We start from the raw sequence: 26,705 nt of genomic DNA, 5'->3' as shown, positions 1-26,705 counted from the left end.
TTTAGATATTAATAGAAAAATTCAAACTTTGTCATGTAAGTTTTGCCAAGATCATCTGATGCCAAACCAGTAAGATTTTTATTCTTTATTTTTAGATCTTGTCCTTCAATAGTCCAAATAACATTTTTGCTTATCGTCTTTTGGAAAGCTACGAAGAGCCCTTTAATATTGTCGGTACCTTTAATCATTGTTGAGTAGGGATCTGTAGCATAGCTGACCGCCTGAACGTCAAATCCGCCGGCACCGGACGGAACTGCCCCGGCATCAAGGCTGCGATAGGAAACTGACCAGCCAAAATCACCTTTTTTCTTATAGTCTACAAGATATTTCCCTCCAAAAAAGACATGAGGTTGTTTAGTAGCACTGGTAAGCTCAACAACCCAGCCTTTTGGAGACGTCGGCAGGTTTTGCGCTCCTGTAAGGCTGGTCGAAATATATTCACCGATAAGTAGATAGTTTCCTACTTTAGCATCAATGCCCGCTACCCAGCCTTTAGATTGCGTGAAAGATCCAATATTGGTATTTAGGGTGCCTGTTCCGGTTGTTGTGCTGGTACCAGGAACATCTGACCAGTAGTAGCCGGCTTTCCAGCCCAAATTATTGCTGGCCTTACCTGTAAACTGAGCTGTAGTAAGTGTTTTCGCATCGCCACTGTCCCCGGTGCCGGTACCTTGGTTAGTGTTACTCTTAATGTCATTTACTGAGCCAGTGAATAACACCGTACCCAAATTTTTGTCAATGCGAACACCGTCAACGCCTATTGCTTTACTAAAGAGGCCATAAGAAAAGTCATCATAAGGGAAGCGACCAATACGAACTTTATCAAGACCAAGAACATTCTTGGCAGTTATAGCAAACATGTCAAAAGCAGCAGTACTTCCATCAGTAGTATTATAATTACCCGCTTTACCTTGGGCTTGAACCCGTGCTATCCAGGAAACATCCTCATTAATAGTTCCCTGAAATTTGACGCGTTGACGGTAATCGAACCGGTCTGAGCCATGCAGCTTGGTTCCGCCGGCCTTGGGATTATTGCCCATATAACGTAACCGGGTCTCACCACTTACCCAGGTATTAGTCTTAGCTTCTACTTTAGCCACCCTGGTACCCAAGCGGTTGAGTTCGCCGGCAAATTCGGCAGACAATTTGTCAATCAGCTGCTTATTAGTTTCATCGGCTGCCTCAAACTTGTCCATTGCTTTGGCAACAATAAAGGCAAATTCGTACCGGCTCATGGTTTTGTCACCTTTAAAGGACTTATCGCCATATCCGTCTACAATTCCAGCCTTCGCTAATTTACCTACAGCATCATAGGCCCAGTGCCCAGACGGAACATCACTGAATGAAGGAGAAGCAGCTGCATAAACAGGAGTGTCAAATACCGGTGTACCTGCCATAGTAATCGACATAAGCGCCAAAGGAACAATTGCTATCCACTTCTTAATTTTCTGATTTCTTTCCATAAATATCTCCCCCTCATATAAATAAAATTATCCTAAACCCAACTAAATCACTGATTTTTCACGTACGCCTAGAATAAAAAGTATCGACATTACCGGCCCCATTGCTAAAATCCACCATACATAATCAAATATACCTGTTGAGTCTATAACTACCCCTATAAACCAGGGACTTAGTAAAGATGCCAATTGAAATAAGAAATTCGATACTCCATTTGCGGTTGCAGCCCATTTCATGCCGGCAAACTGGGATATCATTATTGTTAGTTGAGGGTTCACAATGTATGACATAAACCCAGCAGCCAAGCCGACAATACATAACATGCTAAATGAAGTCTGCTGCCCAAATAGTATTGTGGTTGGTATTACAGCAACTAGAGCTGCAAGAACCAGTGATTTTCGACAGTCCAGCCGATCAGACAGTATTCCTGAAACAAGCGGGGCGACTACTCCACCGAGACCGTACCAAGCCATTACTTGACCAGCCTGGCTAATTGAAAAGCCTAAACTTTTGATATAGGCATTCGCCCATGTAGCTGTTCCTAATTGCAGCCACATTAGAAAGAAGCCAGTAGCGGCAGTTAGCATCAGATCACGGTTTCCAAAAATCAACCTTAATCCTTCACTTACATCTCCGCTTTTCTCATTATAAGTGCAATTAGATTTCATAAGCAGTAGTATCAATACGCCTGCCGTAAATGTCAGCGAACCAACGGCCAGGAAGGCTCCATGCCACCCTAATGACTGATTTAACTGCGGAACTAAAACATTCGTAATTAAAATCCCACCAGACGGAGCCGCCATGAGCAACCCAAAAGCCAATCCCTGTTCTTTAGGCGGAAACCACTCTACTAAGGCTCGTGAACAGGATGCAAAAACCGCTCCGGCGCCGAACCCGGCTAATATGCGCAGATTAAAACCTAGTTCGTAACTATCTATCAGCGACAACGCCATCGTAGCAGTTCCCTCAATAAGCAAGCTTAACGATAGTATGACTCGTGCACCATAGCGATCAGCCAAAACCCCTGCTGGAATCTGGGTAATGAGATAACCGAGATAAAAAGCGCTCATGAAAGCTCCAGCTTGACCCATCGTCATACCTAATGCTGGTACGACCACCGATATTAGTGGCGGCCACGTGAAACGGGTAATAAAAGTAAACAGAAAACATAAAGCACAAAGTATCAAAATAACCCACCGGTATCTTAAAGGAGCCTCATTATTTTCCATTCGCTGCACCAAACTTTCTAGTGGTTGTAGCATAAGACAGACAAGTTATTTAATCCAGAACTTGAAGATCATATATCACTCGTCGTAGTATAGCGTAGCCGGGATTATTAATTAGAGGGCTGAGCTAAAGGTCAGCCCTCTAGCATTAGTAAGTAGTAGAATCTAAGTGGCATTTATCTATTGATAAAGCCAAGTTACATTAAAATGCCCAACTCCATAACCAGTTAAAGGCCATGCCCTCAATAGTTTCCCACGGTTTACTAATTAGCGCTTCATTACCTGTAACACCGCCCAAATCAGCTTTTTTAACCTCCCATGGGGTAAGAACCTGCTGCTGGCCTAGTCCAGGTATTTCGCTGCTGACTGGTAATGGTGGCAGTGGTCTGGGCTTGATATTCTTATCATACCAACCATATTTCATGACAGCATCAACCATGGCCCGTACGTTCTCAGGTTTGGAATTTACCGGGAGATAGCATCCCCCACCCATCATATAGCCGCCACCTACACCAAGCTTTTCACATAATATTTTAACTCGGGCATCAATCTCCTCCGGAGTGCCAAGAATAAACATCTGGCTGGGAATGCCGCCGGCGATACACATATGATGGCCAATATCTTCTTTGGCTTTAAAAATATCACCCTGATCATCAATATCGCAAACTACCGAACCTTTTGGCAGTTCTAACATATGATGCCAATGCTTACCCCAATCCCCTTCCATATACAGCCTAATTTTATGCCCGGCGGCAATAATCATTTCCATTGTTTTCTTGAAAGAAGGCCAATAGAAGGTATCAAATTGTTTAGGTGACATAAACGTCGGCTTATGAGTAGGTACAAATATTGGATACCGGCGCAGCGGATCAGCAGTCGCCAAGGCATGTCGGGCCATAATAGGTGCCAATATATCGCATGCCTCCAGTACTTTGTCCGGCTGACGGCGAATATCACGAAGAATTCCGGTTAGACCGCGCAAAACGTCACCAAGCAGGTCAAAGGGGGCGAGAAAGGCTCCGGTCATGGGCTGAGGCATACCACACTGATTTTGTAATTGTATGGATCTATTGCGCATAATCTCAGCAAACATGCCTTGTGCCATACCGGCTTTGAGGAAGGCAAAATGGGAACGGGTTGAACCTTTGTCCATTTCACCGAATACTCTTGGCAAAAATTTTTCCATCATAAACTGCCCCGGATTTGCAATTAAAACATCATATTCATCGGCAAGCATATTTTCAGCTTCGGAAAATTGAATAGCAACATGAGGAGCTAGGTCACGTCCGGGAAACTTATAAGTTTTAACACCTAGAACATCATAAATTGGAGCCCAAAACCGGTTATTTCGCAAGACATCAAATTCGGGAAAGTCGCGAATGAAATCCATCTCACTCTGAAGCCATTTTTGCGGATCATAAATGACTTCTTGGTTGCTGGCGGTGTAAGATTCAGCGAAATTATTACTGCCAATGGCAATTGGAATTCGGTCCACCGGCTCCAACGCAATGGCGGCTTGATATCTACCAAGCCGTTGTTCATAAATTTCTTTCATGTCTACAGACACTTGACATCACTCTCTTCCTTTTGTATATATAATTTCTTAAGCACCTGCGGCATTTCTAACGATTACCGTCATTATACTTAAGGTTTACCAATCCATCATCATTACTATACTTGTCCCCAGTATCAGGCGTACTCTTAACCGGCCAGTCAGCATCCCGGCGAGCTTGCATAATAATATAACCAAATGATTACCCTTCTCATACTTATTTATTACATCGAGTTTCCAATTAAAATCCCCCCATTCCTCTCCACAATATAATCGGATTCCAATATTTTTGAATAGTCACCTACATGTCTACACAAGTATACTTCTAGACTTGATACAAAAATCCTGCTATTTGTTGATCGTTTTTTAAAAAAATTTTTAATATTTAAATAATCTTCTCCCTTATCATTATCAAAAAAGACAGCCGAACCGAAACTCAGCTGTCTTCTATATTCAACAGGTAATTCTTATGAGTGAATTCCCTCTGGTCTTCTTAGTGTTTTTTCTGTTTGAACTAGCCCAGTTTCATAGCGTGCAATTTTATAATCCAGCCGTTCCAGTGTTTTCTTCATATCTTCCATTCTTGCTTTGAGCTGCGCACGCTGCTCAATTAAGAGTTCTTTTCTTGCCTCAACGGTTTCATCGCCCTGTTGAAACAGCCCAACATACTCAATCAACACTTCAATTGGCAGACCTGCACCTCGCATACATTTGATAAATTCGACCCACCTGCAGTCTTCTTCCGTATAATCCCTGATTCTGCTTTTATTGCGGTTCACATGGGGAATCAGTCCAATGCGTTCATAATAGCGGAGTGTATCCTGTGGGATATCATATTTTTCACTTACTTCTGAAATCATCATACGGTTCACCTCCTTGCTTATCCACCTAAGATTTCTGTTCCCTATCTGTAGAAAGAAAGTTATGATTCAAAGGCACCAGCTACATCCTTTAAACATTTTGTAATCTCAATATGCTGTGGACAATTACTTTCACACTGCTTACAGCTGATACAGTCTGATGCCTTACCATACGTTTTTATATAGTTTTCATAATATACCTTTTGTATCGAGAAGCCGGTGAATATGGATTGTTTCTCATTATTGTATAATGCAAAATATTTCGGAATGGCTATATTTTTCGGACAGCCTTCTACACAATACTGACAGGCTGTACACCCAATCGCAGTTGCTTCGTTTATAATTTCAACAGCTTTTTTAACAACATCATATTCTTCCTTTACAAATGGCCTAAAATCCTGCATATAACCTGTGTTGTCCAGTAACTGCTCCATATCGGACATTCCACTTAATACCATCATAATTCCCTCGTGACTTGTCACGAAACGGATAGCCCATGATGGTACAGACATATCCGGATGATAGTCTTTAAATAATTGCTCTGCTTTTTCGGGCACTTTTGCAAGCGTGCCACCTTTGACAGGTTCCATAACGATAACCGGTTTATTATGTTTTCTTGCTACTTCATAGCATTTCCTTGACTGAATACTCTCATTGTCCCAATCCAGATAATTAATCTGTAACTGAACAAAATCCACTTCCGGATGTGCTGTAAGAATTTCCTCCAACAAATCCGCATTATCATGATAAGAAAATCCAATCTGTCTGATTTTACCTTCTTTTTTCTTTTCCTGAATAAACGCAAAACTATCAAATTTTTGGACTATCTCATAATGTTTTACACCGAGGTTATGAAGAAGATAGTAATCAAAATAATTCACACCACATTTTTCCAGCTGTTCCTTAAATATTTTTTCCTGATCTTCCCTTGTTTTCAAAAACATCGTTGGCAATTTTGTTGCCAACGTAAAACTGTCTCTTTTATGACGTTTTACTAACGACTCTCGCAAAGCTATTTCACTCTTATACGCATGATACATATAAGCTGTATCAAAATAGGTAAAGCCTCTTTCCAAAAAGGTATCCACCATCTGATTTAATGTATCCATATCAATACTTGATGGATCATTTTGGCTCTTTACCGGTAAACGCATAAATCCAAATCCTAATTTTTTGTTTTCCATATCTCTATGCTCTCCTTTACTTCTGCAATTCTTCATGGGTAACTCTAGTTTAGCACCTGGAGTTAACTCCTAGTCAAGTATTTTTAAATATACCCTTTTATATTAGCAAAAGCCATAAAAGCGGAGCTGTGGATAACTTATTTCTAAGTTTTTCCACAGCCCACTACATAAATTCGAGCATCAATAATTTAACCCTTTATTCAATATAAACTTTATTATTGGTACCCCCGTTTACTTCCAGCACATGACCTGTTACATAATCAGACATATCAGTCGTTAAAAATTCGATGCCATACGCGCAATCTTCCGGAGTACCAAACCGTTGCAGTGAAATATTGCGGAGAAATTTTTCCTCACCGGCTGCTTTAAAACCGGTTTTCAGTCTGGCGGTGCCGATATATCCCGGTGCAATGCAGTTTACATTGATACCATAAGGCCCTAGTTCATTAGCAAGCAACATCGTATAATGGATAATCGCGGCTTTAGATATGGCATAATGCGCGTAAGTTCCATCAAAATTCGCCATTTGCCCTCCGACAGAAGCAACCGTTACAATTTTCCCTGTCCGGTTTTTCTTCATCATCGGTGCTACAGCCGTAACGGTATATACTGTGCCGTGCAGATTTCTTGCCACAACTTTTTGATAAATATCTAAGTCCATTTGTGAAGCCTTACCTTCAGTCAACGGTCCCATACCACCGCCAGCATTACAAATCAGGATTGAAACGTCACCAATTTCATCACTGATCTTTTTCACAGCGGCAAATACCTGTTCCTGATTGGAAATATCCGCTTCAGCACCTACTGCTTTTACACCTAGTGCCTGCAGCTCTTCAACTACAGTATCTGCCGTCAATTGGTCGGCTTCTGCCTGAAACTCTTGAAAAGAGCGCAGATTAATATCAATAGCGCCAACATTTGCTCCAAGTTTTGCCAAATGTAGTGCATATACTCTGCCCAGTCCGCGGGCAGCCCCTGTGATAATGGCTGTTTGTCCAGTTAGTTTACCCAATGCCCTTCACCTCATTTTAATATTTAGTTATTCTGTTGACTAGCCCTTCTCAATTCAAACTTCTTAATCTTACCACTTGGCGTTCGAGGAAGTCGATCTACAAACTCATAAAATTCAGGAACCCTATACTTAGCCATACGCTCCAATAACCACTGCCTGGCGGCCTCAGCAGTCAAAGAATCCTTTTGTTTGGGAACAATATAGGCTTTGATCCGTTGACCTAAGCACTTATCGGGAACTCCAATAACTGCTACTTCAGCAACCATCGGATGCTCCTCCAGTACAATTTCTATATAACGTGAATAGATTTTCTCACCCCCGCGCACAATCACATCCCTTTTGCGTTCAACTATGTATAGATAACCTTCGTCGTCAAAATGTCCTATGTCACCGGTATGCAGAAAACCATCCCTTACGATCTCCACAAATTTCTCAGGTTTATTTAAATAGCCCATCATAACACAGTCACCTTTGATGCAAACTTCACCATCTACATTATTAGGTAGAATGTTGCCTTCATTATCCATGATCTCGATTTGCTCTTCTGAATGGGTCATCCCGCAGGAGCCTTCCTTAAAATGCCCCAAAGCAGGCTCAGTGGTATTCCCGCCACATCCTTCAGTAAGACCATATCCAACTAAAATATCTGTGTTGAATTTTTCCTTAAATCCCCGTCGCGTGGCCGATGAGATAGCAGCTCCACCAGTAAATGCATACCGTACTTTTACCTTGGTCTTATCAATTTTTTCAGGGTCAACCTTATTTAAGATATAATCAAACATGGTAGGTACGCCCATAATAATAGTAATGCCATATTGCATAACTGCCGGCCAAAAATCATTGGTAGAATACTTGGTACGAATGCACAAAGCTTGTCCCGCATAGCTTATTGGGTAAGTAAATACGCAAAGTGGATTGGCATGAAACATGGGCAACATAATCATCATGATATCATTGCCTTTTATGTATCCCTGACGATTAATGTTCCGGCATTGTGACAGCTGAGACCTGTTAGAAAGTAAGACTCCCTTGGGTTCTCCAGTAGTCCCTGATGAGTATAGTAACATAAAAGGATCATCCAGACTTTGCTTGACTAGACATTCATCAAGCGGATACTTACCCAGAATATCCGTCATATTCATTTGAGCTATTTTTGATTCATGCTTCACCTCGGTTACAACTTCAACCACATAGGGCTTGGAATCCGTTTTTTCATATCCCTTAGTAAATTCGTCCATATAATCGCTTCCAACAAAAACTACCTTAGGCTTGGAATCATTCAGTACATATGCAATTTCCGGAGCCTTTAAGCAATAGTTCATGGCTATAGCAATCGCTCCCAGTTTTTGGGCACCCCACATGGCATAATAAATTTCAGGAGCATTTAGGATCATTACCGCAACAATGTCACCCTTTTTGATACCTTTTTCCTTGAGAAAATTGGCTACCTGGTTAGCCCGGTCATTGGTGTCTTTATAGGTTAATATTTGATCATAGTAATACACATGTGGCACTTCCGGAGTTTCATTTGATCGTATAGTCAACATTTGCGCAATACTCTCAAATTCTAAGCGTCTTCCTTTCAAATGAGACTGTTCCTCAAGTTGAATAATTGGCATTTGGGGTCTCATTAGTAAATTCTCCTTCAATAGTTTAAATATTGACCGCAAAGGCTACCTTATAAATCTACTACTTATTTATCAATCTTTCTTTACACTTTGTATATCTCTATGCCATTGTTAGTTCCATCCTTCTTGTTTATATTATCACATTTTAACAGCTGAGCAGTTGGTTACTTGTTGAATAAATCTACGCCTTTTTCGGAAATACACCCATAGTACATCTTGCAATACATATAAGTTCTCCGGACTCATTCATAATCCTGATATCCCACACTACAATGGTTCGCCCACGATGAACGGGTTTGCCCACCGCTATAACAACACCGTCGGTTTTGCTTCTGACATGGTTAGCATTAATTTCAATGCCAACAGCGTATTCTTTATCTTTATTAATAAGGTAATATGTACCTGAACTAGCCACTGTTTCTGCGAGAGCGACGGACGCTCCACCATGTAAAATCCCAAACGGCTGGCGGGTAGCTTCATTTACAGGCATAGTTGCAACAACCTGCTCCTCGCCCATTTCAGTTATCTTAATACCCAAACTATCCATCAGAGTATCTTTATAATTTACTTTTTCCATTGTTAACTCCTTGTTTCCTCTTTCGCTACAGCCGGAAACCGGTTACTGCGTTCTGTAGATCCTGGGCTAGTTTGGCTAACTCTTGACTTGATGATGCTATTTCCTCCATAGAGGCCAATTGTTCTTCCGCTGCCGCCGAAACACCCTGAGCCTCACCTGCCGATTTTTTACCAAGGCTGTCAATCTTTTTAACCGAACCCACGATCTGCTGGCTACCAGCCACCATTTGTTGCATAGCGGCGGAAATCTCCTTTACTTGACCAGATACCTCAGACACCAGACCGGCAATTTCCCTAAAAGCCGTGCCGGCAGTATTAACGACCTCGGCTCCAGTCTTGACTTCCCGAGTACCATTGTCCATAGCCACAACAGCTTTGCCGGTATCAACCTGGATTTCACCAATTAAATCAGCAATTTTTTTAGCCGCTTCCTGGGACTGCTCCGCTAATTTGCGCACTTCTTCGGCTACCACGGCAAAGCCCCGACCTTGTTCTCCTGCCCGCGCTGCCTCAATGGCCGCATTTAGGGCCAAAAGGTTAGTCTGTCCGGCAATACCAGAAATGGTATCAACAATCTGACCAATTTCTTTGGAGCGTTCGCCTAATTTTGTTACAACCTGGGCTGAGGTTGTGACTGTTGCTTCGATTTGATTCATCTGAATTACTGCTTTTTCTACTACTTTATCGCCATTTTTTGCTTTTTCGGCCGCTTGAGCCGAATTATCAGCTACCTGGTTGGCATTAGTGGCTATCTGCTGAATGCTGGCTGTCATCTGTTCCACCACCGCCGTAGTATCGTTGGCTGCATCCAACTGTTTATTAGCTCCTGCAGCCACATCGGTTATCGCTGAGGCAATTTGATTGGCCGCCTGAGCCGATTGCTCTGAGCTGGCTGTCAGTTCTTCCGACGAAGCTGCTACTTGTCCTGAAGAAGTACTAATCTGATTTACCAAATTGCGCAAATTTCCAGCCATGGTTTCAAAAGCCCGGGCTAAATGCCCCAGCTCATCCTGGGAAACAACAGCAACTTGCGTTATGCTTAGATCGCCACCCGCAATGCGGTTAACTGCCTCTTTAAGTGTCTGTAAAGGCTTTGTTATACGAACCGTTCCCCACATTATTGCAAGAACAGCAAGGATAAGTACGATAACAATTGTTATCAAAGACGTCCAGGTAAATGCACTCAACTTAGCGGTAGCTTCACTTACAGGTATATTAACGGCAAGCGACCAGTCAGTTCCTTTTATTGGCGCATATGCTTGATATTTATCTACACCTTCATGTTTATATTTAGTAATTCCCCTCTCGCCATTCATCATTTTTCCTATAGCACCCTTTAACGTAGGATCAGTCCTGGCGTCGGTATATGAATTAATTTTGCCGGCGACATCCTTAACAGGGTAAACGATAACTAATCCGTCACCTCGTATCAGATATGCATAACCAGTTTGTCCCATCTTTATATTCAAAATCTGTTTCTCAATTGACTCGATATTAACTGATCCAAAGAGCATACCAATAACCCTGTCACCGGCAAAAATTGGCGTAGTTACCATAATAATTGTCTTGCCTGTTGCCATTGATAGAGCAGGGTCGGAAATAACCGTTTCCCCCTTCATTGCCAGTTTAAAATATTCTTTGTTTCCTAGATTGCCAGACTTGCCCATATGATCAATAAAGTTGCCTTTATTATCAGTATATGTAACTGTTTCGTAGATCTTATTTTTAGCTGTTTCAGCAGCAAGGTAAGCCATAATGGCTTCATGATTACCACTGGTCATTATCGGCGTCCGGGCTACGGCAGACAGTTCCATCTTAACACCGTCCAAAAACGCGCTAATTTCTTGACTATTGCTTTGTGTCGTGATGCCTATCTCTGTTTCAACATCTTGTATCAGCATCTTTTCTGCTTGCCAATAATTTAATCCCGCTAACATACCTAATGAAACTACAAACAATACAATAACTCCTACTGCAAGCTTAGCCCTAATGCTTTTCATAATTTTAACCATCCCTTCTATACATAATTTTTTGTCTGCTGCATTTCCGGGACTGCCTCTGACTCCAAGTTTAAAAAACGATAATAGCACCTTTGCCTGCTGACAAGGTGCTATAAAAATAATAAGAGGTTACAGAATTATCTTCTTAGCTTGCTTTAATTTTCTTGATTTCTTCAATGAGCACAGGAATAACCTCAAATAAATCGGCTACAATACCATAATCGGCCGCATCAAAAATCGGCGCCTCAGGATCTTTATTAATGGCTACAATAACATCTGAAGAGGACATGCCTGCCAAGTGCTGTATAGCTCCCGAAATACCGCAAGCAAAGTAAATCTTGGGACTTACTGTTTTGCCTGTCTGGCCTACCTGCTGTAACGGAGGCATCCAGCCTGCATCTACAGCTGCCCTTGATGCTCCAACAGCTCCACCCAGAAGATTGGCAAGTTCTTTAAGTAAAGCAAAATTTTCAGGTTTACCCATGCCTCTGCCGCCGGAAACAATTATATCTGCTTCTTCAATCTTAACGCCAGATTCGTTTACCGCTTTTATCAATTCGACTACTTTTGTAAGAATCGTATCAGCTGGCGTATGAATCTCTTCCTTGGTAATCGGTGCAGTTCTCGCGGTATCAGGTTCAACTTTTTTAAATACGCCTGGTCTTACTGTACCCATCTGTGGTCTGGTATCAGAGCAAAAAATGGTAGCCATTAGGTTGCCGCCAAATGCCGGTCTGGTCCATGCAACATCTTTGGTTTCCTCATTAACCGCAAGACCTGTACAATCAGCAGTCAACCCTGTTTTCAGGCGTGCTGCAACCCGCGGACCTAAATCTCTGCCGTTATTGGAAGCTCCGATTAAGAGGACCGAGGGTTTATACTTTTCAACTAACTTCACCATAGCATTGGTATAGGCATCAGTAGTATAGTCTTTATATTCATCGCCTTCTACCAGCAACACTTCCTCAGCGCCGTAAGCAACAGCCGCTTTAACTACCGCGTCAACCTCTTTGCCAATAACGACAGCAATAACCTTTTCCTGATTAGCGTCAGCCAAAACCCGGGCTTGGCTTAATAACTCTAAACCTACATTTTTTGTTTCACCGTAAGCATGTTCAATATATACCCATACATTTTTATAGTCAGCAATATTCATTATTCCACTCCCCCTTAAACAAGTTTAGCTGCCACTAATTTTTCAACTAATTTTAGTGCCGCTGCACTGCCAGTTTCTTCACAAATTCTAATGCCAGACTCTCTTTTAGGAGGGGTAAATGTTTTCTTTACTCTTGTCGGTGAACCTTTAAGTCCTATTTTTTCCGGATTAATTTCTGGCAAATCTGCAGCAGTAATTACGTCTATCTTTGCTCTGTTAGCGGCCATTTTACTCTTAATAGACGGATATCTGGGAGTATTAATGGATTTAACCACCGTAACTACTGCCGGGAACTTGGCTCCTACAACTTCATAACCTTCATCAAGCTCTCTGTTAACGGTAATAGTATCGCCTTTAATATCTATTTTCGCGACAAAGGTCAATTGAGCTACTTCCAAATGCTCTGCGATTTCCGGCCCCACTTGCCCAGTATCTCCGTCGATGGCCTGCTTGCCACAAAGAATAAGATCAAACTTGCCAAGTTTTTTAATGGCGTTAGCCAATATGTAACTTGTCGCTAACGTATCAGACCCGCCAAACACTCTATCGCTTACCAGCACTGCCTTGTCAGCACCAAGTGAAATGCATTCCTTTAACATATTTTTGGCCTGCTCCGGCCCCATGGTTAGTACAGTTACGGTACCACCGTTAGCCTCTTTTAGTTGCACTGCCGCTTCCAGGGCATTGGCATCAAAGGGATTTAAAATGCTTGGCACACCATCTCGAATAAGTCTATTCGTTTCTCGATCTATTTTTATCTCAGCTGTATCCGGTACCTGCTTTACACAAACTAAAATATCCATAAACTACTCCTCCTTTAGCCGTTACTTAAGCGTTTCTCTTACAATAACGATTCTTTGATTTTGATGTGATATTTAAATAGACCTATTCAGTCAATAATACCTTTACCTTTTAAAGCCTCGATTTCGCTAACACTATAGTCCAGCAGATCAGTAAGAATTCTCTCTGTATCCTGCCCTAAAGCCGGAGCGCCACGCCATACTTCCCCCGGAGTTTCCGAGAGCTTAGGCATAACACCAAAGGCTTCCACTTCCTTGTTTAGAGTCTGATCGGTGTATTTTACCCAGTCGCCTCTCATGCGCCAATGCGGTTCATTGTAAACCTCCTCAGCGGTTTTAATATGTGCTGCTGAAATCTTGTTGTCAATGCAAATGTTTATTGCTTCCTGTGCCGTATGGTCCTTAAAGAATTTTTTGAAAATACCATCCAGTTCACGGCCTAACGGACTGGCAACCGCTTCCGGTGAGCTGCTGCATTCTTCGTAGGAGTACCTCTCCGAATCAATACCAAAGCCTTTTAGCACGTTATTGTAAGCGGTCTTTCCATAGGAACCAAGATTAATAAATCCCCCGTCCCCACATTCAAAAACACCTGCTGGCTGATAAGCGGTCTGCATGACTCCTTGTCTGTGTTTGAGCGTTTGGTTCATGGTCCAGAGCACAAAGTTATCATCCATTACCCTCATCCAGCTTTCAGTCAAGCTGGCATCAATACGTTGACCCTTGCCGGTTTTTTGGGCATTCATATAAGCCATCAGAATTCCGTTGACTGCGATTAAACCTGTCAGGTAGTCACCTACATACTGCTGCGCATAATAAGGCTCACGATCAGGATAACCCTGCAGCAAAGACCAACCGGATTCAGACTGTCCCAATGGGTCATATCCGGGGCGGTCTATATGTCTCTGCTCACCGCCAAACCCAGATGTTCCGTACCCGCTGATGTGACAAATGATTAATTTTGGATTGACTTCCATCAACATCTCATCTGTAATGCCCAACTTATCAATCCAGACCATATTTTCAATCCAGACATCCGCATTTTTAACGAGTGATAAAAATATTTCTTTTGATTCAGGAACTTTTTTAAAGTTAGTCTCTAATGAAAAACTCAATTTGTTTCTTGCATTCTGTATCCAGGCACCACTAATGGACTTACCTTCCACTGTGATTTGTGGTTTCTGATGCCGAGCTGGATCTCCACCTGTTTTTGGTCTTTCAAGTGCAATAACCTCGGCGCCAAAGTCACTCATCATCGTGGCACAAAAAGGAGCTGCTACTATAGATCCGTTAAGTAATACCCTAATACCTGATAAAGGCCCAAATACAGGGGCAAAAAGAGGTGCTGGTTTATGTTTCAATTTTTCCCATCTGCTCATAAGTCGTTTCCTCCTAATGATTTATTTGCATGGCTGACACTTGTTCAGTGTCAGCCTGCATAGCCTTATAAATTAACCCAAGCATTCTTCAGCAATATCAATGGCGGAAGAATCACCGATTTCCACTACTTTACGAATGACAGCAACCTCTGGCAAAACGTTTTTGACATAAAAACGCGCACTGGCAATTTTGCCTTTATAAAATTTAGCATCTGCATTGCTCGCTGCTAATTTCTTACTAGCCAGTACTCCTTGGTCAAGTATCAGTCTTGCACAATAAAGCATGGAAGAAGCATGAAGAATACGAGTAGAGAATAATGGCATCAGCTGGGCTTTACCATCTTTCATATATTGCCTCAGTTGCTCAATTGTGGCGTTGTAATCTTCTAATGCAGCTTGCAGGATTTTAAATTCTTGTTCAAAACCTGCGACATCTTTGTTAGCCTCAATAAAATTGCTGATATCTCCAATCCAGTCCTTAAACACTTTTCCCTTTTTCAGGCCAAATTTACGACCCACTAGATCCAAAGACTGAATAAAATCTGTTCCTTCCCAAATGGAATTAATTTTGGAATCACGTGCCAATTGTTCAACTTGATATTCGGAAATATATCCGTAGCCACCGTGAACCTGTATAGCCTCGCCAATTAACGGCCAAGATAAATCTGAAGCATACGCTTTGCACAGCGGATTGCTAATTTGGAACATTCCATCAGCAAACTCACGCTCTTCAGCATCTTGACTGCTATGAGCCAAGTCCAGATAATAGCAGCTCTTAAAAATCAAGGCCCGAATTGCTTCTGTGCAGGATTTTTGTAACATCAGCATCCGACGAACATCCTCATGTTCAATAATGCGTACTTTAGGACCTTTAGGATCTGTAAACTTCGTGCCTTGTACTCTTACCTTAGCATATTCCTTGGCTAAGTTATAAGCTGCCGATGCTGCTGCGAGAGATTGTGTCCCGGTATTCAACCGTTCTTCATTCATCATTACAAACATCTGCGCAATTCCCTCGCCCTTACCGCTTTCATCTGGCGGATTACCAATAATATAGCCGCGACAGTTATCATTTTCACCATATGACAAAGCACAAGTAGGAGAACCATGCTGACCCATTTTTTCTTCAATTCCGGTAGTAATAACATCATTAAATTCACCTAGGGTACCATCATCATTTACCCAATATTTGGGAACTATGAACAGTGATAGCCCTGCTGTACCCGGGCGAGAATTTTCCGTACGGGCCAATACCAGATGGATGAAGTTTTCACAAAGGTCATGATCAGCAGCAGTTATAAATAATTTTTGACCTTTAATTTTGTAAATACCCGGCTCATCAGTAGGAAACGCTTTGGTAACATTTGCTCCAACATCAGTACCTGCATTGGGTTCGGTTAAGTTCATGGTTCCGCCCCACTTGCCATCGCACATGCCAGCCAAGAACTTTTGTTTTAAAAACTCACTGCCAAACTGCTGAATAACCGATATGACTCCAGAAGTCAAGCCCCAGAAACCTGTAAATGCAAGACTGGCATGACTAAGCATCTCATAGTTAGCTTGAATTAAAGTTAAAGGAAGGTGCCCCTCTGCTTCACGATCTGCGTTTACTGCGCCCAAACCAGCATCGTTGATAACTTGGTAAGCCTTTTTAAATGAATCAGGAGTGATTACTTTGCCATCTGTAAAATGAACACCTATTTTATCTGAATCGTCATTAATCACAGCAATTTCGTCTCGACAGATATTATATGTATTGTCAATGATAGGATCAATAATACCAACGCAGTCTTGATATTCTGAAAGTGAGAATAATTTGTCCATATCCAGCCATTCGTTCAGAACAAATTTAATTTCTCTCTTATCGTATAAAAATTTTGTACCTGCCACGGTTATTCCCCCTGCATAATATTTTATTGTTTTTTTAAATAACGCTGTAACCTTTCGGAGAAGGTTACAGCGTTATTTAAATATAAATTAACCGCCGATTGTTTGACCGCCATCTAGAAGGATATACGTGCCAGTCATATAACTAAAGCAATCGGACACCATTGCTAATACTGGACCAGCAATTTCCTCCACACACCCTAATCTACGGACGGCTGTTCTTTTTTCCATCTTAGCTTTGATCTCAGGATTAGCAAAAATATCCTGATTAAGTTCAGTAATGACATATCCAGGACAAACTGCGTTTACAGTAATACCATACCGTGCCCACTCATTAGCCATCGTCTTAGTAAGGCTTAAAACACCAGCCTTTGAAGCGCCATAAGGAGCAACACTCTTGCCGCCTATAAGACCACCAACAGAAGCAATATTTACAATTTTACCGCCTTTACCCTGTTTCGCCATTTGAGCAACAACAGCACTTGCAAACAAGAAACAACCCTTCAGATTGGTATCGATAACCTTCATAAAGCTATCCTCAGTCTGTTCCAAAAGGCTAGCGGTTTTTCCACTGATACCCGCGTTATTGATGAGAATATCTATCTTGCCAAAAGCCTCAACAGTTTTAGCAACTACTGCATCGATATTTTCTTTATTAGAAGAATCAGCAGCAATTCCAAGACATTTTACGCCATAAAGAGTATTAATATCTTTTGCAATCCGTTCACAATCTTCAGGGGTACGACTGGTAATAACCACGTTGCATCCGTACATTGCAAAGGTAGATGCAATGGCATAGCCGATTCCTTTTGTGCCCCCAGTAACAATAGCTACCTTATCGTTCAAATCAAAGCTAGGTTTTTTAATTTCCTTGGCCATTAAAATTCCCTCCCCCATTATATGAACATTTTACGGCATTGGACGAGCTACGTTGCCCGTCACAACGCCGTGTTACTTATCTTCTTACTTTTTTTCTATCTGAGTGTTCTTAAATTTATCCAGCATAGCTCTTGGTGTCACTGTCTTGCGCTCGTAACGAGGACACTTTACACCTTCAAAACCAGCAAGGTATTTGGCAATATCTTTCAGTGGCTCAAGGTCATAACGGCTCATCATCGTAATGGTCTCCATAAGCGGTGATCCACCACCATGTACACCGGCAACAGCTTGGGCTGCCTCAAAAGGATCACAAAGCTTATCCTCCATCATGCGCATCACTCTGTGCGTCTCCTCCACTGTATAATCTGGATTTCTCATGATATATTTATTGCAAAGATCAGCTGTCTCCGGTGCGTAGAAGGATTCTTCCGTTGGCAGCGATGCACAAATGCCGCCTGTCAGATCTGCCAGTGTCTCATATTCATGGTAAATTTTCTGGCCTGCCAATTTGCGTCCTGCATTGGTTAGAATTTCATCTGGTACCCAGGATCCGTTAGGAAATTTAACTGCCCGCAGCGCCGAAGACTGACCTGCTGCGAATACCAATTCAGCCGTGCTAATGATTTCACATATTTTCTCACGTACATGCGGCTCCTTAGCGATATCATTGACATCAGCTACTAACGCTGCCTGTGCGGCAATAACTTCGGAAACTGCTGTCTTACAGCCCGTATAGGAATGTCTGTGAAAGTGAGCAAACATCAGTGCCAGGTAGCCCGCATACTGAAGAACATCCGGGTTGTCAAGACCATTCAAAAATACCCTATCTTCGGGAACAAATACATCATCAAAAATTGTCAGTGATTCTACGTCTCCGACTTGATTAAATGGAGCCTGAATATGTTTCCGTTTATGATGCTGGCCAGGAAGCGCCATAAGCTTAATGCCATCCCAATCAGCCGGCAAAGCAAACGATACTGCATAGCCTTCATCGCCTTTACCCATAAACTTAGTTGGATTAACAATAATTTCATCAACATACGGCGCATTGGAATTGCAGATTTTTGCTCCGCGAACAATAATGCCCTTACAAGGTTTTCCGTCAACGCCTATGCCATCCACATCTGTCTTGATTATATGTACAAACTGGTCCGGATCTGGTTGCATATGAGCTCTCTTATACTTAGGATTACGCGACCCCTTTACATCAGTCTGAGCACAGTTGCAGATAAGATCATTTTCCTGGCAATATAAAAGATACTTATTAAAGCGTTCATGATACTTTGTACCGCAAGCCAAATCGCAGTCATAGGAGACTACCGCAATAGCATTAAGCGCATCTGAACCCATGCAGCGTTGTGTGCAGCCGCCGACGTGTTGACAAAGTAGTCTTGTCATCAATTGCTTATTAAGCAAATCTTCCTTGGATTGATGAATGTGTGTGAACCGGTTAATTTTCTTGCCGGTAAGGTGAGAAGTCGCCATACATACATCGGCGTACTCAGGATCATTGGCCAGATCATAGCACTGCTTCATAACATAACAACCGCCGTCAATCCAGTTGCCTGACCGGTCAACCTTTTCACCATTCAAATATACATTTGGTTTCATTTTGAGCAGTCGCGCTTTATACGCTTCATATGTTCCTACTCCCATTGTTAATTCCCCCTTGAATATTTTTATATTTTAAAAAATTTCGATATAGATGGAACGCTCGTTCTATGTAGTTAGAATAGCATATCCAAATATTTACGTCAAGATAATTATGAACATTTTGTATTAATGATGAATTACTTACTTTATCTAATAAATGATAACCGCCATAAACATTGCCACTGCTAAACAAACACAGCCCCCGACTAAGCCAAGAAAGAAAATGTGTTTATAAACTTCTTTGTGCGATAAACCAAAAACTGCCATGCAAGAAAATATAAAACCACTTTGGGGCATCGCTGAAAATGTTGAAGAAGCCATAGCAGAAATTCTATGAACTACCTCGGGCGATACACCGGAAGCTATCCATGATTTGCCGAATAGAGGAATAGCAATTCCCAAAGCACCGGATGCTGAAGCGGTAACCATAGCAAGGAACCCAGTTATAACAGGTATTTGAGTTAATGCTCCTCCAGGCAGGCTACTCATACCACCTTGCAATAATTTAAAACCAGGAGCCGAAGCTACGACACTCCCAACACCTACCGCTGCAGCAGTAAAAATAATTGGCAACAAGGAATTGGTTGCCCCCGCGTTAAGCGTCTTAATTTGATTTGGTATATGGTTAAATAGCACAACCGCAGCCACAATAACCGCAGCCAATAACGCTGGAACTATTATATTGGAAATATGCATTGCACTACCTATGAATATGATTGCAATTAGAACTACCATAGGCAGTACTGATGCAAAAAGAGAGGGTAACTCCTTCGGATTTACATCGGAATTTATCACTTGACCGCTCTCTTCGTAATGTTCTCCGGTAGCCAAAACACTTTTCAGCTGCCATTTCATATACACTAAGCCCATTATGGCTGAAATTATAGTAACAACAATACTCATCACGGGTGCGGCTGCAAGAGTCGTTCCTAATGCGGTTGGAATAACATTTTGTATTGATGGAGTCCCCGGTACCATAGTCATGGTAAATGTCGTACCACCGAAAATCATTGGCACCATTACAAGGCGCCACGGCAAATTCAGTTCCTTGAAAATAGGTCTGGCAAGTGCAACGATTGTAAAGATTACAATGAATAAGCTTACACCACCATATGTCAATACTGCGGATATTAATGATATTGCTATTAAAACCGCATAGGCGTTCTCTTTACCGGTCAATTTAAAAATACTATTGGCAATGCTTACTGTTGCTTTACTGTCCTCCAAATATTTACCTAATACTGCACCCAATATAAATATTGGCAGAAAGCCGGTTATAAAGCCGCCAAGTCCCGCTAAATACGATGTCTTGCCAACAAAAAATGCCTCTTGCAACGACATTCCGTTAGTTAAAATAATTACTAATGCCGCTACCGGCGCAATAACTACGATGTTGACACCTTTAATTGCTAAATAAACCAAAAGAGCAATTCCCAAGATAATACCTACAGGTGCTAACATAATATCCACTCCTAAATATATTATTTGTTATGTTTTTAATAATTCACTTCCTCGGCAACCAGCGGCTGCTCATTCAGGACATTATCTATCTGACCCGTAATATTAATAGAAGAACTCAACCTTCGAAAAATACGATTTTCCGAGATCACTTACTCCGTCAATAAGCTTGCTATCCTTAATTTTGAGATCCTGCATTCCAATCGTCCAAGTTACATTTTTAGCAATCGTGCTAAACAGGGCTATGGATACACCTTTGATATTATCAGTGCCTTTCATATTGGGTATGCTCCAGATGTAGAGCTTACAGCTTGACCGTCAAAGCCGCCAATGCCATACGGAGTGGCACCAGCCTCAACACTGCGGTACGAAATCGTGGACTTTCTTATAGTCTGTCAGCGGTTTGGCCTCAAAATAGGCCGCCGGCATTTTAGAACATTCTAACAATTTCCCCTGCCAAATTTAGTGTCTAAGATAATGATTTACTGGTTATGAGCAGGAATTTTTTCCTCAAACAGCTTAAACTTTTGAACCTTACCACTTGGAGTTCGGGGTAATCGATCTACAAACTCAAACAATACGGGTACCTTATACTTAGCCATACGTTCCAGCAACCACTTTCTAGTCGCCTCCGCAGTCATTGAACCCTTTTGTTTTGGTACTATATAGGCCTTTACTTGCTGACCCAGGTACTTATCGGGAATGCCAATTACTGCAACCTCAGCAATCAGCGTGTGCTCTTCAAGGACAATCTCTATCTGGCGTGGATAAATATTCTCTCCTCCACGTATAATCATGTCCCCTTTACGATCAACAATATACAGGTACCCCTCGTCATCAAAATGGCCTATATCACCTGTATGCAAAAAACCTCCCCTCATGATTTCCGCAGTCTGCTCAGGTTTATTCAGATAGCCCATCATAACACAATCACCCTTGATGCAAACTTCACCATCTACATTGTTGGGCAGTATGTTACCTTCTTCATCCATGATCTCTATTTGTTCCCCCGGATGAGTCATCCCGCATGAGCCATCCTTAAAATGTCCGAGAGCCGGCTCCGTAGTATTTCCTCCGCATCCCTCGGTGAGACCATAGCCTACTAAAAAATCTATGTTATATTTCTTCTTAAACTCTCTTCGTGTTGCCAACGAAAGAGACGCCCCGCCGGTAAATGCATAACGTATTTTTACTTTGGACAGATCAATGTCAATCGGATCAACCTTACTTAAGATATAGTCAAACATTGTGGGTACACCCATAATAATGGTAATTCCGTATTGCATAACCGCTGGCCAAAATTCATAGGGAGAAAATTTCTTACAGATACATAGAGCTTGCCCAGCATAGCTTATTGGATAAGTAAACACGCACAGGGGATTAGTGTGAAACATGGGCAACATAATCAACATAACATCATTGCCCTTGATATAACCCTGCCGGTTAATATTCCGGCATTGCGAAAGCTGAGCCCTGTTAGAAAGTAAAATTCCCTTGGGCTGACCAGTAGTACCGGATGAATATAATAACATAAAAGGATCCTCAAGACTTTGTTTGACTAGACATTCATCTGTAGGATACTGTTCCAAAATATCTGCAAACATTTTTTGCGCTATAGCTGATTCGTGAGCTACATCAGTTACAGCTTCAACCACATAAGGCTTAGACTTGGACTGATCAAGACCCTTAGCAAATTCATCAATATAATCACTTCCAACAAAAGCTGCCTTCGGCTTAGCATCATTCAGCACATACGCAATTTCCGGGCCCTTTAAACAATAATTCATGGCTAGAGCTACCGCCCCCAGCTTTTGAGCACCCCACATGGTATAGTAGATTTCGGGAGCATTCCGGATCATCACCGCCACAATGTCGCCCTTTTTGACACCCTTTTCTTTTAGGAAATTAGCTATCTGATTTGCTCGTTCATTGGTATCTCTGTAAGTTAATTTTTGATCATAATAATACACATGTGGTGCTTCCGGAGTTTCCTTTGATCGTATTGTTAGCATTTGGGCTATACTCTCAAATTCTAACCGCCTTCCTTTTAAATGAGCTTGTGCCTCCAGTTCTATAATTGGCATTTGTGGTCTCATGATATCTCGCCTGCCTTAGTTTAGATAACGGTTTCAGTGGAAACTATCATACTCAAATCATGGCAAGATATGTTGATACGATAAGCTGTTATACCCATCGTACCAACGTATAAAAAATATCTTCTTATTTTTTTTCTATCTGAGTATTCTTAAATTTATCCAGCATAGCTCTTGGTGTCACTGTCTTGCGCTCGTAACGAGGACACTTTACACCTTCAAAGCCAGCAAGGTATTTGGCAATATCTTTCAGTGGCTCAAGGTCATAACGGCTCATCATCGTAATAGTCTCCATAAGCGGTGATCCACCACCGTGTACACCGGCAACAGCTTGGGCTGCCTCAAAAGGATCACAAAGCTTATCCTCCATCATGCGCATCACTCTGTGCGTCTCCTCCGCTGTATAATCTGGATTTCTCATGATATATTTATTGCAAAGATCAGCTGTCTCCGGTGCGTAGAAGGATTCTTCTGTTGGCAGCGATGCACAAATGCCGCCTGTCAGATCTGCCAGTGTCTCATATTCATGGTAAATTTTCTGGCCTGCCAATTTGCGTCCTGCATTGGTTAGAATTTCATCTGGTACCCAGGATCCGTTAGGAAATTTAACTGCCCGCAGCGCCGAAGACTGACCTGCTGCGAATACCAATTCAGCCGTGCTAATGATTTCACATATTTTCTCACGTACATGCGGCTCCTTAGCGATATCATTGACATCAGCTACTAACGCTGCCTGTGCGGCAATAACTTCGGAAACTGCTGTCTTACAGCCCGTATAGGAATGTCTGTGAAAGTGAGCAAACATCAGTGCCAGGTAGCCCGCATACTGAAGAACATCCGGGTTGTCAAGACCATTCAAAAATACCCTATCTTCGGGGACAAATACATCATCAAAAATTGTCAGTGATTCTACGTCTCCGACTTGATTAAATGGAGCCTGAATATGTTTCCGTTTATGATGCTGGCCAGGAAGCGCCATAAGCTTAATGCCATCCCAATCAGCCGGCAAAGCAAACGATACTGCATAGCCTTCATCGCCTTTACCCATAAACTTAGTTGGATTAACAATAATTTCATCAACATACGGCGCACAGGAATTGCAGACTTTTGCCCCGCGAACAATAATGCCTTTACAAGGTTTTCCGTCAACGCCTATGCCATCCACATCTGTCTTGATTATATGTACAAACTGGTCCGGATCTGGTTGCAGATGAGCTCTCTTATACTTAGGATTACGCGACCCCTTTACATCAGTCTGAGCACAGTTGCAGATAAGATCATTTTCCTGGCAATATAAAAGATACTTATTAAAGCGTTCATGATACTTTGTACCGCAAGCCAAATCGCAGTCATAGGAGACTACCGCAATAGCATTGAGCGCATCTGAACCCATGCAGCGTTGTGTGCAGCCGCCGACGTGTTGACAAAGTAGTCTTGTCATCAATTGCTTATTAAGCAAATCTTCCTTGGATTGATGAATGTGTGTGAACCGGTTAATTTTCTTGCCGGTAAGATGAGAAGTCGCCGTACATACATCGGCGTACTCAGGATCATTGGCCAGATCATAGCACTGCTTCATAACATAACAACCGCCGTCAATCCAGTTGCCTGACCGGTCAACCTTTTCACCATTCAAATATACATTTGGTTTCATTTTGAGCAGTCGCGCTTTATACGCTTCATATGTTCCTACTCCCATTGTTAATTCCCCCTTGAATATTTTTATATTTTTAAAAATTTTGATATAGATGGAACGCTCGTTCTAATTTTAAAAAAATAATTTCCTCTTTTCTGCAAAATACGGAATAGCCGAAACAATTCACCATGATCTATTTACTTTCATTTGCTGCTATTATGATTAGTCCCAGCTAAAAAGACGCTTACCAACTCCGAAATCATTATAGCTCTTTCACAGTTTTTAGCATCTTGATAATTTTAGCTGATCTTTCATTTAGAAACTGTTGTGGATCTACATCGGTATAATCAAATACCCCTTTGCCTGATTTCAACCCAAGCTCCCCTTTAGCGACGAGTTCTTTACCCAAAGAATTGGCTTCGGTATCATTACATAACGTTTTATGAATATCCGTTGATACCGATGTGGTCAAATCCCAACCAACTATGTCATACAAAGCCATAGGTCCCTCAAAAGCATAGCGAATACCACTCGTATTTCTTATCGCTTTATCTATGTCTTGAGCCGTAGTCCATCCCTTAGTTACCATATATCCGGCTTCCCTGGTAATAGCCGTTGCTATGCGATTAACAATAAAGCCGGGAATGTATTGTTTAATTACAGCTGGATCTTTGCCTAACTGAATAAGTAATGCTTTTACTTTATCAAGAGTTTCATCTGAAGTCTTCGGCCCCATTACTACCTCTACTAATCCCATGATAACCGGTGGATTGAAAAAGTGAGTAATTAATAACCGTTCAGGATGTGATATTTGAGCAATTTCAAAGATATTTGAAGCTGAAGTATTACTACAAAAAATACAATCTGGAGTACATAGTTTATCAAGCTGTGAAAAAATTTCTCTTTTAACATCAGCGTTTTCAAAAACACTTTCTACCACTAAATTTACTTGGGGAGCACATTTAGTAAGATCAGCTTCATAAGTAATTAATGTTTTAGTTTGTTCGGCTTCTTTTTGAGTTGCTAACCCTTCTTTGATCAAATTATCCACGTTGTTACTAATTCTTTCTTTTGCGTGGACAAGTTGTTCTGAAAACTTATCACTAATAATTACTTGAAAACCCTTGCTGGCAAATAATTGTGCAATACCACTCCCCATAGTACCAGCACCTACAATTAATATTTTCCAATTTTCAAACATGATAATCCTCCTTATATAATTAATATGCTTTTGAAAGCCAAGAGACTTTATAGTTCAAGACGTTGTCTTGGCCTTTTTGCTTTTTTCCTTCAACCAATCTCAAGCTTTAAAATTGGGAACTTGACTTTTTCGAAAGGTCCTTATAATCGCGCTGAAGAAATTTTTAATGTTTTTTATATTGTGAAAATTTAGATATGGATAGAACGCTCGTTCCAAATTTAGAATAGCATAGTCCCAAATCTTCGTCAAGAAAATTTGGGTATTTCTTAACAAAGTTTTTTAGCATAGTGACGAATACATTCTCTGGTTAAGAAATACCGCTAATGTGATCCTTTTCTGACGTTGAACCTTAATTTAATCTAATAATTTATTAGTTCTTGCTGAACAGTTTGTCCTAAACCGTTAAGTATAAAATCAAACAAGTAACGATCAATATCATTTATAGATTTATCCTTTACAGTCCAACTTTTTAAAGGTAAAAATGCAACTATATATGTTAATATACTTGCTAATATCTCTAAATCAGTATTGATAGGTGTTTGTTTATTTACATCTTCTAGCATTTTGTGATAACTAGCAATCGTAGTTTCTTGTTCCATTTTTAAAACATTATTTAAATAATCCTTTTTTAGGTATTTGGTTTCAGTTGAAATAAATTGTATTAATTTTTTATTCTTACTTGCAAAAGTCATATTAGCTTTTATAAAACTTAAAAGTTTTTCACCCGGTGTATCATATTGCTCAATATTTTGAGCTTTTATAAATTCAAACACTTTGTTGTGAAAGTACTGGTGTACCAAATACAATACGTCATCCTTGGAAGAAATATAGTGATAAAGTTGCCCCATAGACATATTGCATGCATCCGCAATCTCACGAATAGTAGTCGGATGAAAACCCCTGACATAAAAAAGTTTTAACGCACCTTCCACTATCTGTATTTGTTTACTCTCAATCAAAAATTCATTTTTAGCAGAAGAAATAGAGTAATTTCCTATTGTCTGCTTTTGTTTATCGTGTTGCGTTTTGACCCCACCTCTCCAGAATAATCAATAATGAGTGTA

At 41.2% G+C, this 26,705-nt stretch carries 21 protein-coding genes; all 21 read right to left on the bottom strand.

The window, feature by feature from the left end; translation table 11 throughout:
• Nucleotides 1-8 precede the first annotated feature (8 nt).
• Nucleotides 9-1,463, bottom strand: coding sequence for an S-layer homology domain-containing protein (locus AC1ECB_RS27065; RefSeq protein WP_485666644.1), 1,455 nt, complete (start codon nucleotides 1,461-1,463; stop codon nucleotides 9-11).
• A gap of 42 nt (nucleotides 1,464-1,505) precedes the next feature.
• On the bottom strand, nucleotides 1,506-2,690 hold the full coding sequence (locus AC1ECB_RS27060; protein WP_485666643.1) for an MFS transporter: 1,185 nt from the start codon (nucleotides 2,688-2,690) through the stop codon (nucleotides 1,506-1,508).
• Nucleotides 2,691-2,889: 199 nt separating this feature from the next.
• Complete coding sequence (locus tag AC1ECB_RS27055; protein WP_485666642.1) at nucleotides 2,890-4,254, bottom strand: uroporphyrinogen decarboxylase family protein; 1,365 nt, start codon at nucleotides 4,252-4,254, stop codon at nucleotides 2,890-2,892.
• A gap of 452 nt (nucleotides 4,255-4,706) precedes the next feature.
• A complete protein-coding gene (locus tag AC1ECB_RS27050) occupies nucleotides 4,707-5,102 on the bottom strand; it encodes a MerR family transcriptional regulator (protein WP_485666641.1) in 396 nt (131 codons plus the stop codon).
• Between the two features lie 59 nt (nucleotides 5,103-5,161).
• The gene (locus AC1ECB_RS27045; protein WP_485666640.1) at nucleotides 5,162-6,283 is read right to left on the bottom strand and encodes an aldo/keto reductase; all 1,122 of its coding nucleotides are present in this window, start codon (nucleotides 6,281-6,283) and stop codon (nucleotides 5,162-5,164) included.
• A gap of 196 nt (nucleotides 6,284-6,479) precedes the next feature.
• Nucleotides 6,480-7,295, bottom strand: a complete 816-nt coding sequence (locus AC1ECB_RS27040) for an SDR family NAD(P)-dependent oxidoreductase (RefSeq protein WP_485666639.1) — start codon at nucleotides 7,293-7,295, stop codon at nucleotides 6,480-6,482.
• Between the two features lie 23 nt (nucleotides 7,296-7,318).
• The gene (locus AC1ECB_RS27035; protein WP_485666638.1) at nucleotides 7,319-8,926 is read right to left on the bottom strand and encodes a class I adenylate-forming enzyme family protein; all 1,608 of its coding nucleotides are present in this window, start codon (nucleotides 8,924-8,926) and stop codon (nucleotides 7,319-7,321) included.
• A 178-nt stretch (nucleotides 8,927-9,104) separates the two neighbouring features.
• Nucleotides 9,105-9,500: a hotdog fold thioesterase gene (locus AC1ECB_RS27030; protein WP_485666637.1), complete on the bottom strand. Its 396-nt coding sequence runs from the start codon at nucleotides 9,498-9,500 to the stop codon at nucleotides 9,105-9,107.
• A gap of 25 nt (nucleotides 9,501-9,525) precedes the next feature.
• Nucleotides 9,526-11,499, bottom strand: a complete 1,974-nt coding sequence (locus AC1ECB_RS27025) for a methyl-accepting chemotaxis protein (RefSeq protein WP_485666636.1) — start codon at nucleotides 11,497-11,499, stop codon at nucleotides 9,526-9,528.
• 145 nt (nucleotides 11,500-11,644) lie between these two features.
• Entirely contained in the window at nucleotides 11,645-12,655 is a 1,011-nt protein-coding gene (locus AC1ECB_RS27020; RefSeq protein ID WP_485666635.1) for an electron transfer flavoprotein subunit alpha/FixB family protein, read from the bottom strand.
• 14 nt (nucleotides 12,656-12,669) lie between these two features.
• Complete coding sequence (locus tag AC1ECB_RS27015; protein WP_485666634.1) at nucleotides 12,670-13,458, bottom strand: electron transfer flavoprotein subunit beta/FixA family protein; 789 nt, start codon at nucleotides 13,456-13,458, stop codon at nucleotides 12,670-12,672.
• An 86-nt stretch (nucleotides 13,459-13,544) separates the two neighbouring features.
• Entirely contained in the window at nucleotides 13,545-14,834 is a 1,290-nt protein-coding gene (locus tag AC1ECB_RS27010) for a CoA transferase (protein WP_485666633.1), read from the bottom strand.
• Nucleotides 14,835-14,906: 72 nt separating this feature from the next.
• Nucleotides 14,907-16,724: an acyl-CoA dehydrogenase gene (locus AC1ECB_RS27005; RefSeq protein WP_485666632.1), complete on the bottom strand. Its 1,818-nt coding sequence runs from the start codon at nucleotides 16,722-16,724 to the stop codon at nucleotides 14,907-14,909.
• 87 nt (nucleotides 16,725-16,811) lie between these two features.
• Nucleotides 16,812-17,600 (bottom strand): SDR family NAD(P)-dependent oxidoreductase, encoded by a 789-nt coding sequence (locus tag AC1ECB_RS27000; RefSeq protein WP_485666631.1) that lies wholly within the window; start codon nucleotides 17,598-17,600, stop codon nucleotides 16,812-16,814.
• Nucleotides 17,601-17,684: 84 nt separating this feature from the next.
• Nucleotides 17,685-19,256, bottom strand: a complete 1,572-nt coding sequence (locus AC1ECB_RS26995; protein ID WP_485666630.1) for a 4-hydroxyphenylacetate 3-hydroxylase family protein — start codon at nucleotides 19,254-19,256, stop codon at nucleotides 17,685-17,687.
• Between the two features lie 147 nt (nucleotides 19,257-19,403).
• Complete coding sequence (locus AC1ECB_RS26990) at nucleotides 19,404-20,714, bottom strand: GntP family permease (RefSeq protein ID WP_485666629.1); 1,311 nt, start codon at nucleotides 20,712-20,714, stop codon at nucleotides 19,404-19,406.
• Nucleotides 20,715-20,816: 102 nt separating this feature from the next.
• Nucleotides 20,817-20,990: a hypothetical protein gene (locus AC1ECB_RS26985; RefSeq protein WP_485666628.1), complete on the bottom strand. Its 174-nt coding sequence runs from the start codon at nucleotides 20,988-20,990 to the stop codon at nucleotides 20,817-20,819.
• Between the two features lie 203 nt (nucleotides 20,991-21,193).
• Nucleotides 21,194-22,807 (bottom strand): class I adenylate-forming enzyme family protein, encoded by a 1,614-nt coding sequence (locus AC1ECB_RS26980; protein WP_485666627.1) that lies wholly within the window; start codon nucleotides 22,805-22,807, stop codon nucleotides 21,194-21,196.
• Nucleotides 22,808-22,931: 124 nt separating this feature from the next.
• Nucleotides 22,932-24,503, bottom strand: coding sequence for a 4-hydroxyphenylacetate 3-hydroxylase family protein (locus AC1ECB_RS26975; RefSeq protein WP_485666626.1), 1,572 nt, complete (start codon nucleotides 24,501-24,503; stop codon nucleotides 22,932-22,934).
• Between the two features lie 199 nt (nucleotides 24,504-24,702).
• A complete protein-coding gene (locus AC1ECB_RS26970) occupies nucleotides 24,703-25,641 on the bottom strand; it encodes a 3-hydroxyacyl-CoA dehydrogenase family protein (RefSeq protein ID WP_485666625.1) in 939 nt (312 codons plus the stop codon).
• Nucleotides 25,642-26,000: 359 nt separating this feature from the next.
• Complete coding sequence (locus tag AC1ECB_RS26965) at nucleotides 26,001-26,600, bottom strand: TetR/AcrR family transcriptional regulator (protein WP_485666624.1); 600 nt, start codon at nucleotides 26,598-26,600, stop codon at nucleotides 26,001-26,003.
• Nucleotides 26,601-26,705 lie beyond the last annotated feature (105 nt).

Source organism: Sporomusa sp. 246TCP1 (genome assembly GCF_057319775.1).
Note: the sequence above shows the minus strand (reverse complement) of the source record. Positions and strands in the feature narration are given on the sequence as shown.

Bases quoted from the DNA above. Each gene is read 5' to 3' on its own strand.
- AC1ECB_RS27065 (WP_485666644.1), bottom strand. From the start codon at position 1,463: ATGGAAAGAAATCAGAAAATTAAGAAGTGGATAGCAATTGTTCCTTTG.
- AC1ECB_RS27060 (WP_485666643.1), bottom strand. From the start codon at position 2,690: ATGGAAAATAATGAGGCTCCTTTAAGATACCGGTGGGTTATTTTGATA.
- AC1ECB_RS27050 (WP_485666641.1), bottom strand. From the start codon at position 5,102: ATGATGATTTCAGAAGTAAGTGAAAAATATGATATCCCACAGGATACA.
- AC1ECB_RS27045 (WP_485666640.1), bottom strand. From the start codon at position 6,283: ATGGAAAACAAAAAATTAGGATTTGGATTTATGCGTTTACCGGTAAAG.
- AC1ECB_RS27035 (WP_485666638.1), bottom strand. From the start codon at position 8,926: ATGAGACCCCAAATGCCAATTATTCAACTTGAGGAACAGTCTCATTTG.
- AC1ECB_RS27030 (WP_485666637.1), bottom strand. From the start codon at position 9,500: ATGGAAAAAGTAAATTATAAAGATACTCTGATGGATAGTTTGGGTATT.
- AC1ECB_RS27025 (WP_485666636.1), bottom strand. From the start codon at position 11,499: ATGAAAAGCATTAGGGCTAAGCTTGCAGTAGGAGTTATTGTATTGTTT.
- AC1ECB_RS27020 (WP_485666635.1), bottom strand. From the start codon at position 12,655: ATGAATATTGCTGACTATAAAAATGTATGGGTATATATTGAACATGCT.
- AC1ECB_RS27015 (WP_485666634.1), bottom strand. From the start codon at position 13,458: ATGGATATTTTAGTTTGTGTAAAGCAGGTACCGGATACAGCTGAGATA.
- AC1ECB_RS27010 (WP_485666633.1), bottom strand. From the start codon at position 14,834: ATGAGCAGATGGGAAAAATTGAAACATAAACCAGCACCTCTTTTTGCC.
- AC1ECB_RS27000 (WP_485666631.1), bottom strand. From the start codon at position 17,600: ATGGCCAAGGAAATTAAAAAACCTAGCTTTGATTTGAACGATAAGGTA.
- AC1ECB_RS26995 (WP_485666630.1), bottom strand. From the start codon at position 19,256: ATGGGAGTAGGAACATATGAAGCGTATAAAGCGCGACTGCTCAAAATG.
- AC1ECB_RS26990 (WP_485666629.1), bottom strand. From the start codon at position 20,714: ATGTTAGCACCTGTAGGTATTATCTTGGGAATTGCTCTTTTGGTTTAT.
- AC1ECB_RS26985 (WP_485666628.1), bottom strand. From the start codon at position 20,990: ATGAAAGGCACTGATAATATCAAAGGTGTATCCATAGCCCTGTTTAGC.
- AC1ECB_RS26980 (WP_485666627.1), bottom strand. From the start codon at position 22,807: ATGAGACCACAAATGCCAATTATAGAACTGGAGGCACAAGCTCATTTA.
- AC1ECB_RS26975 (WP_485666626.1), bottom strand. From the start codon at position 24,503: ATGGGAGTAGGAACATATGAAGCGTATAAAGCGCGACTGCTCAAAATG.
- AC1ECB_RS26970 (WP_485666625.1), bottom strand. From the start codon at position 25,641: ATGTTTGAAAATTGGAAAATATTAATTGTAGGTGCTGGTACTATGGGG.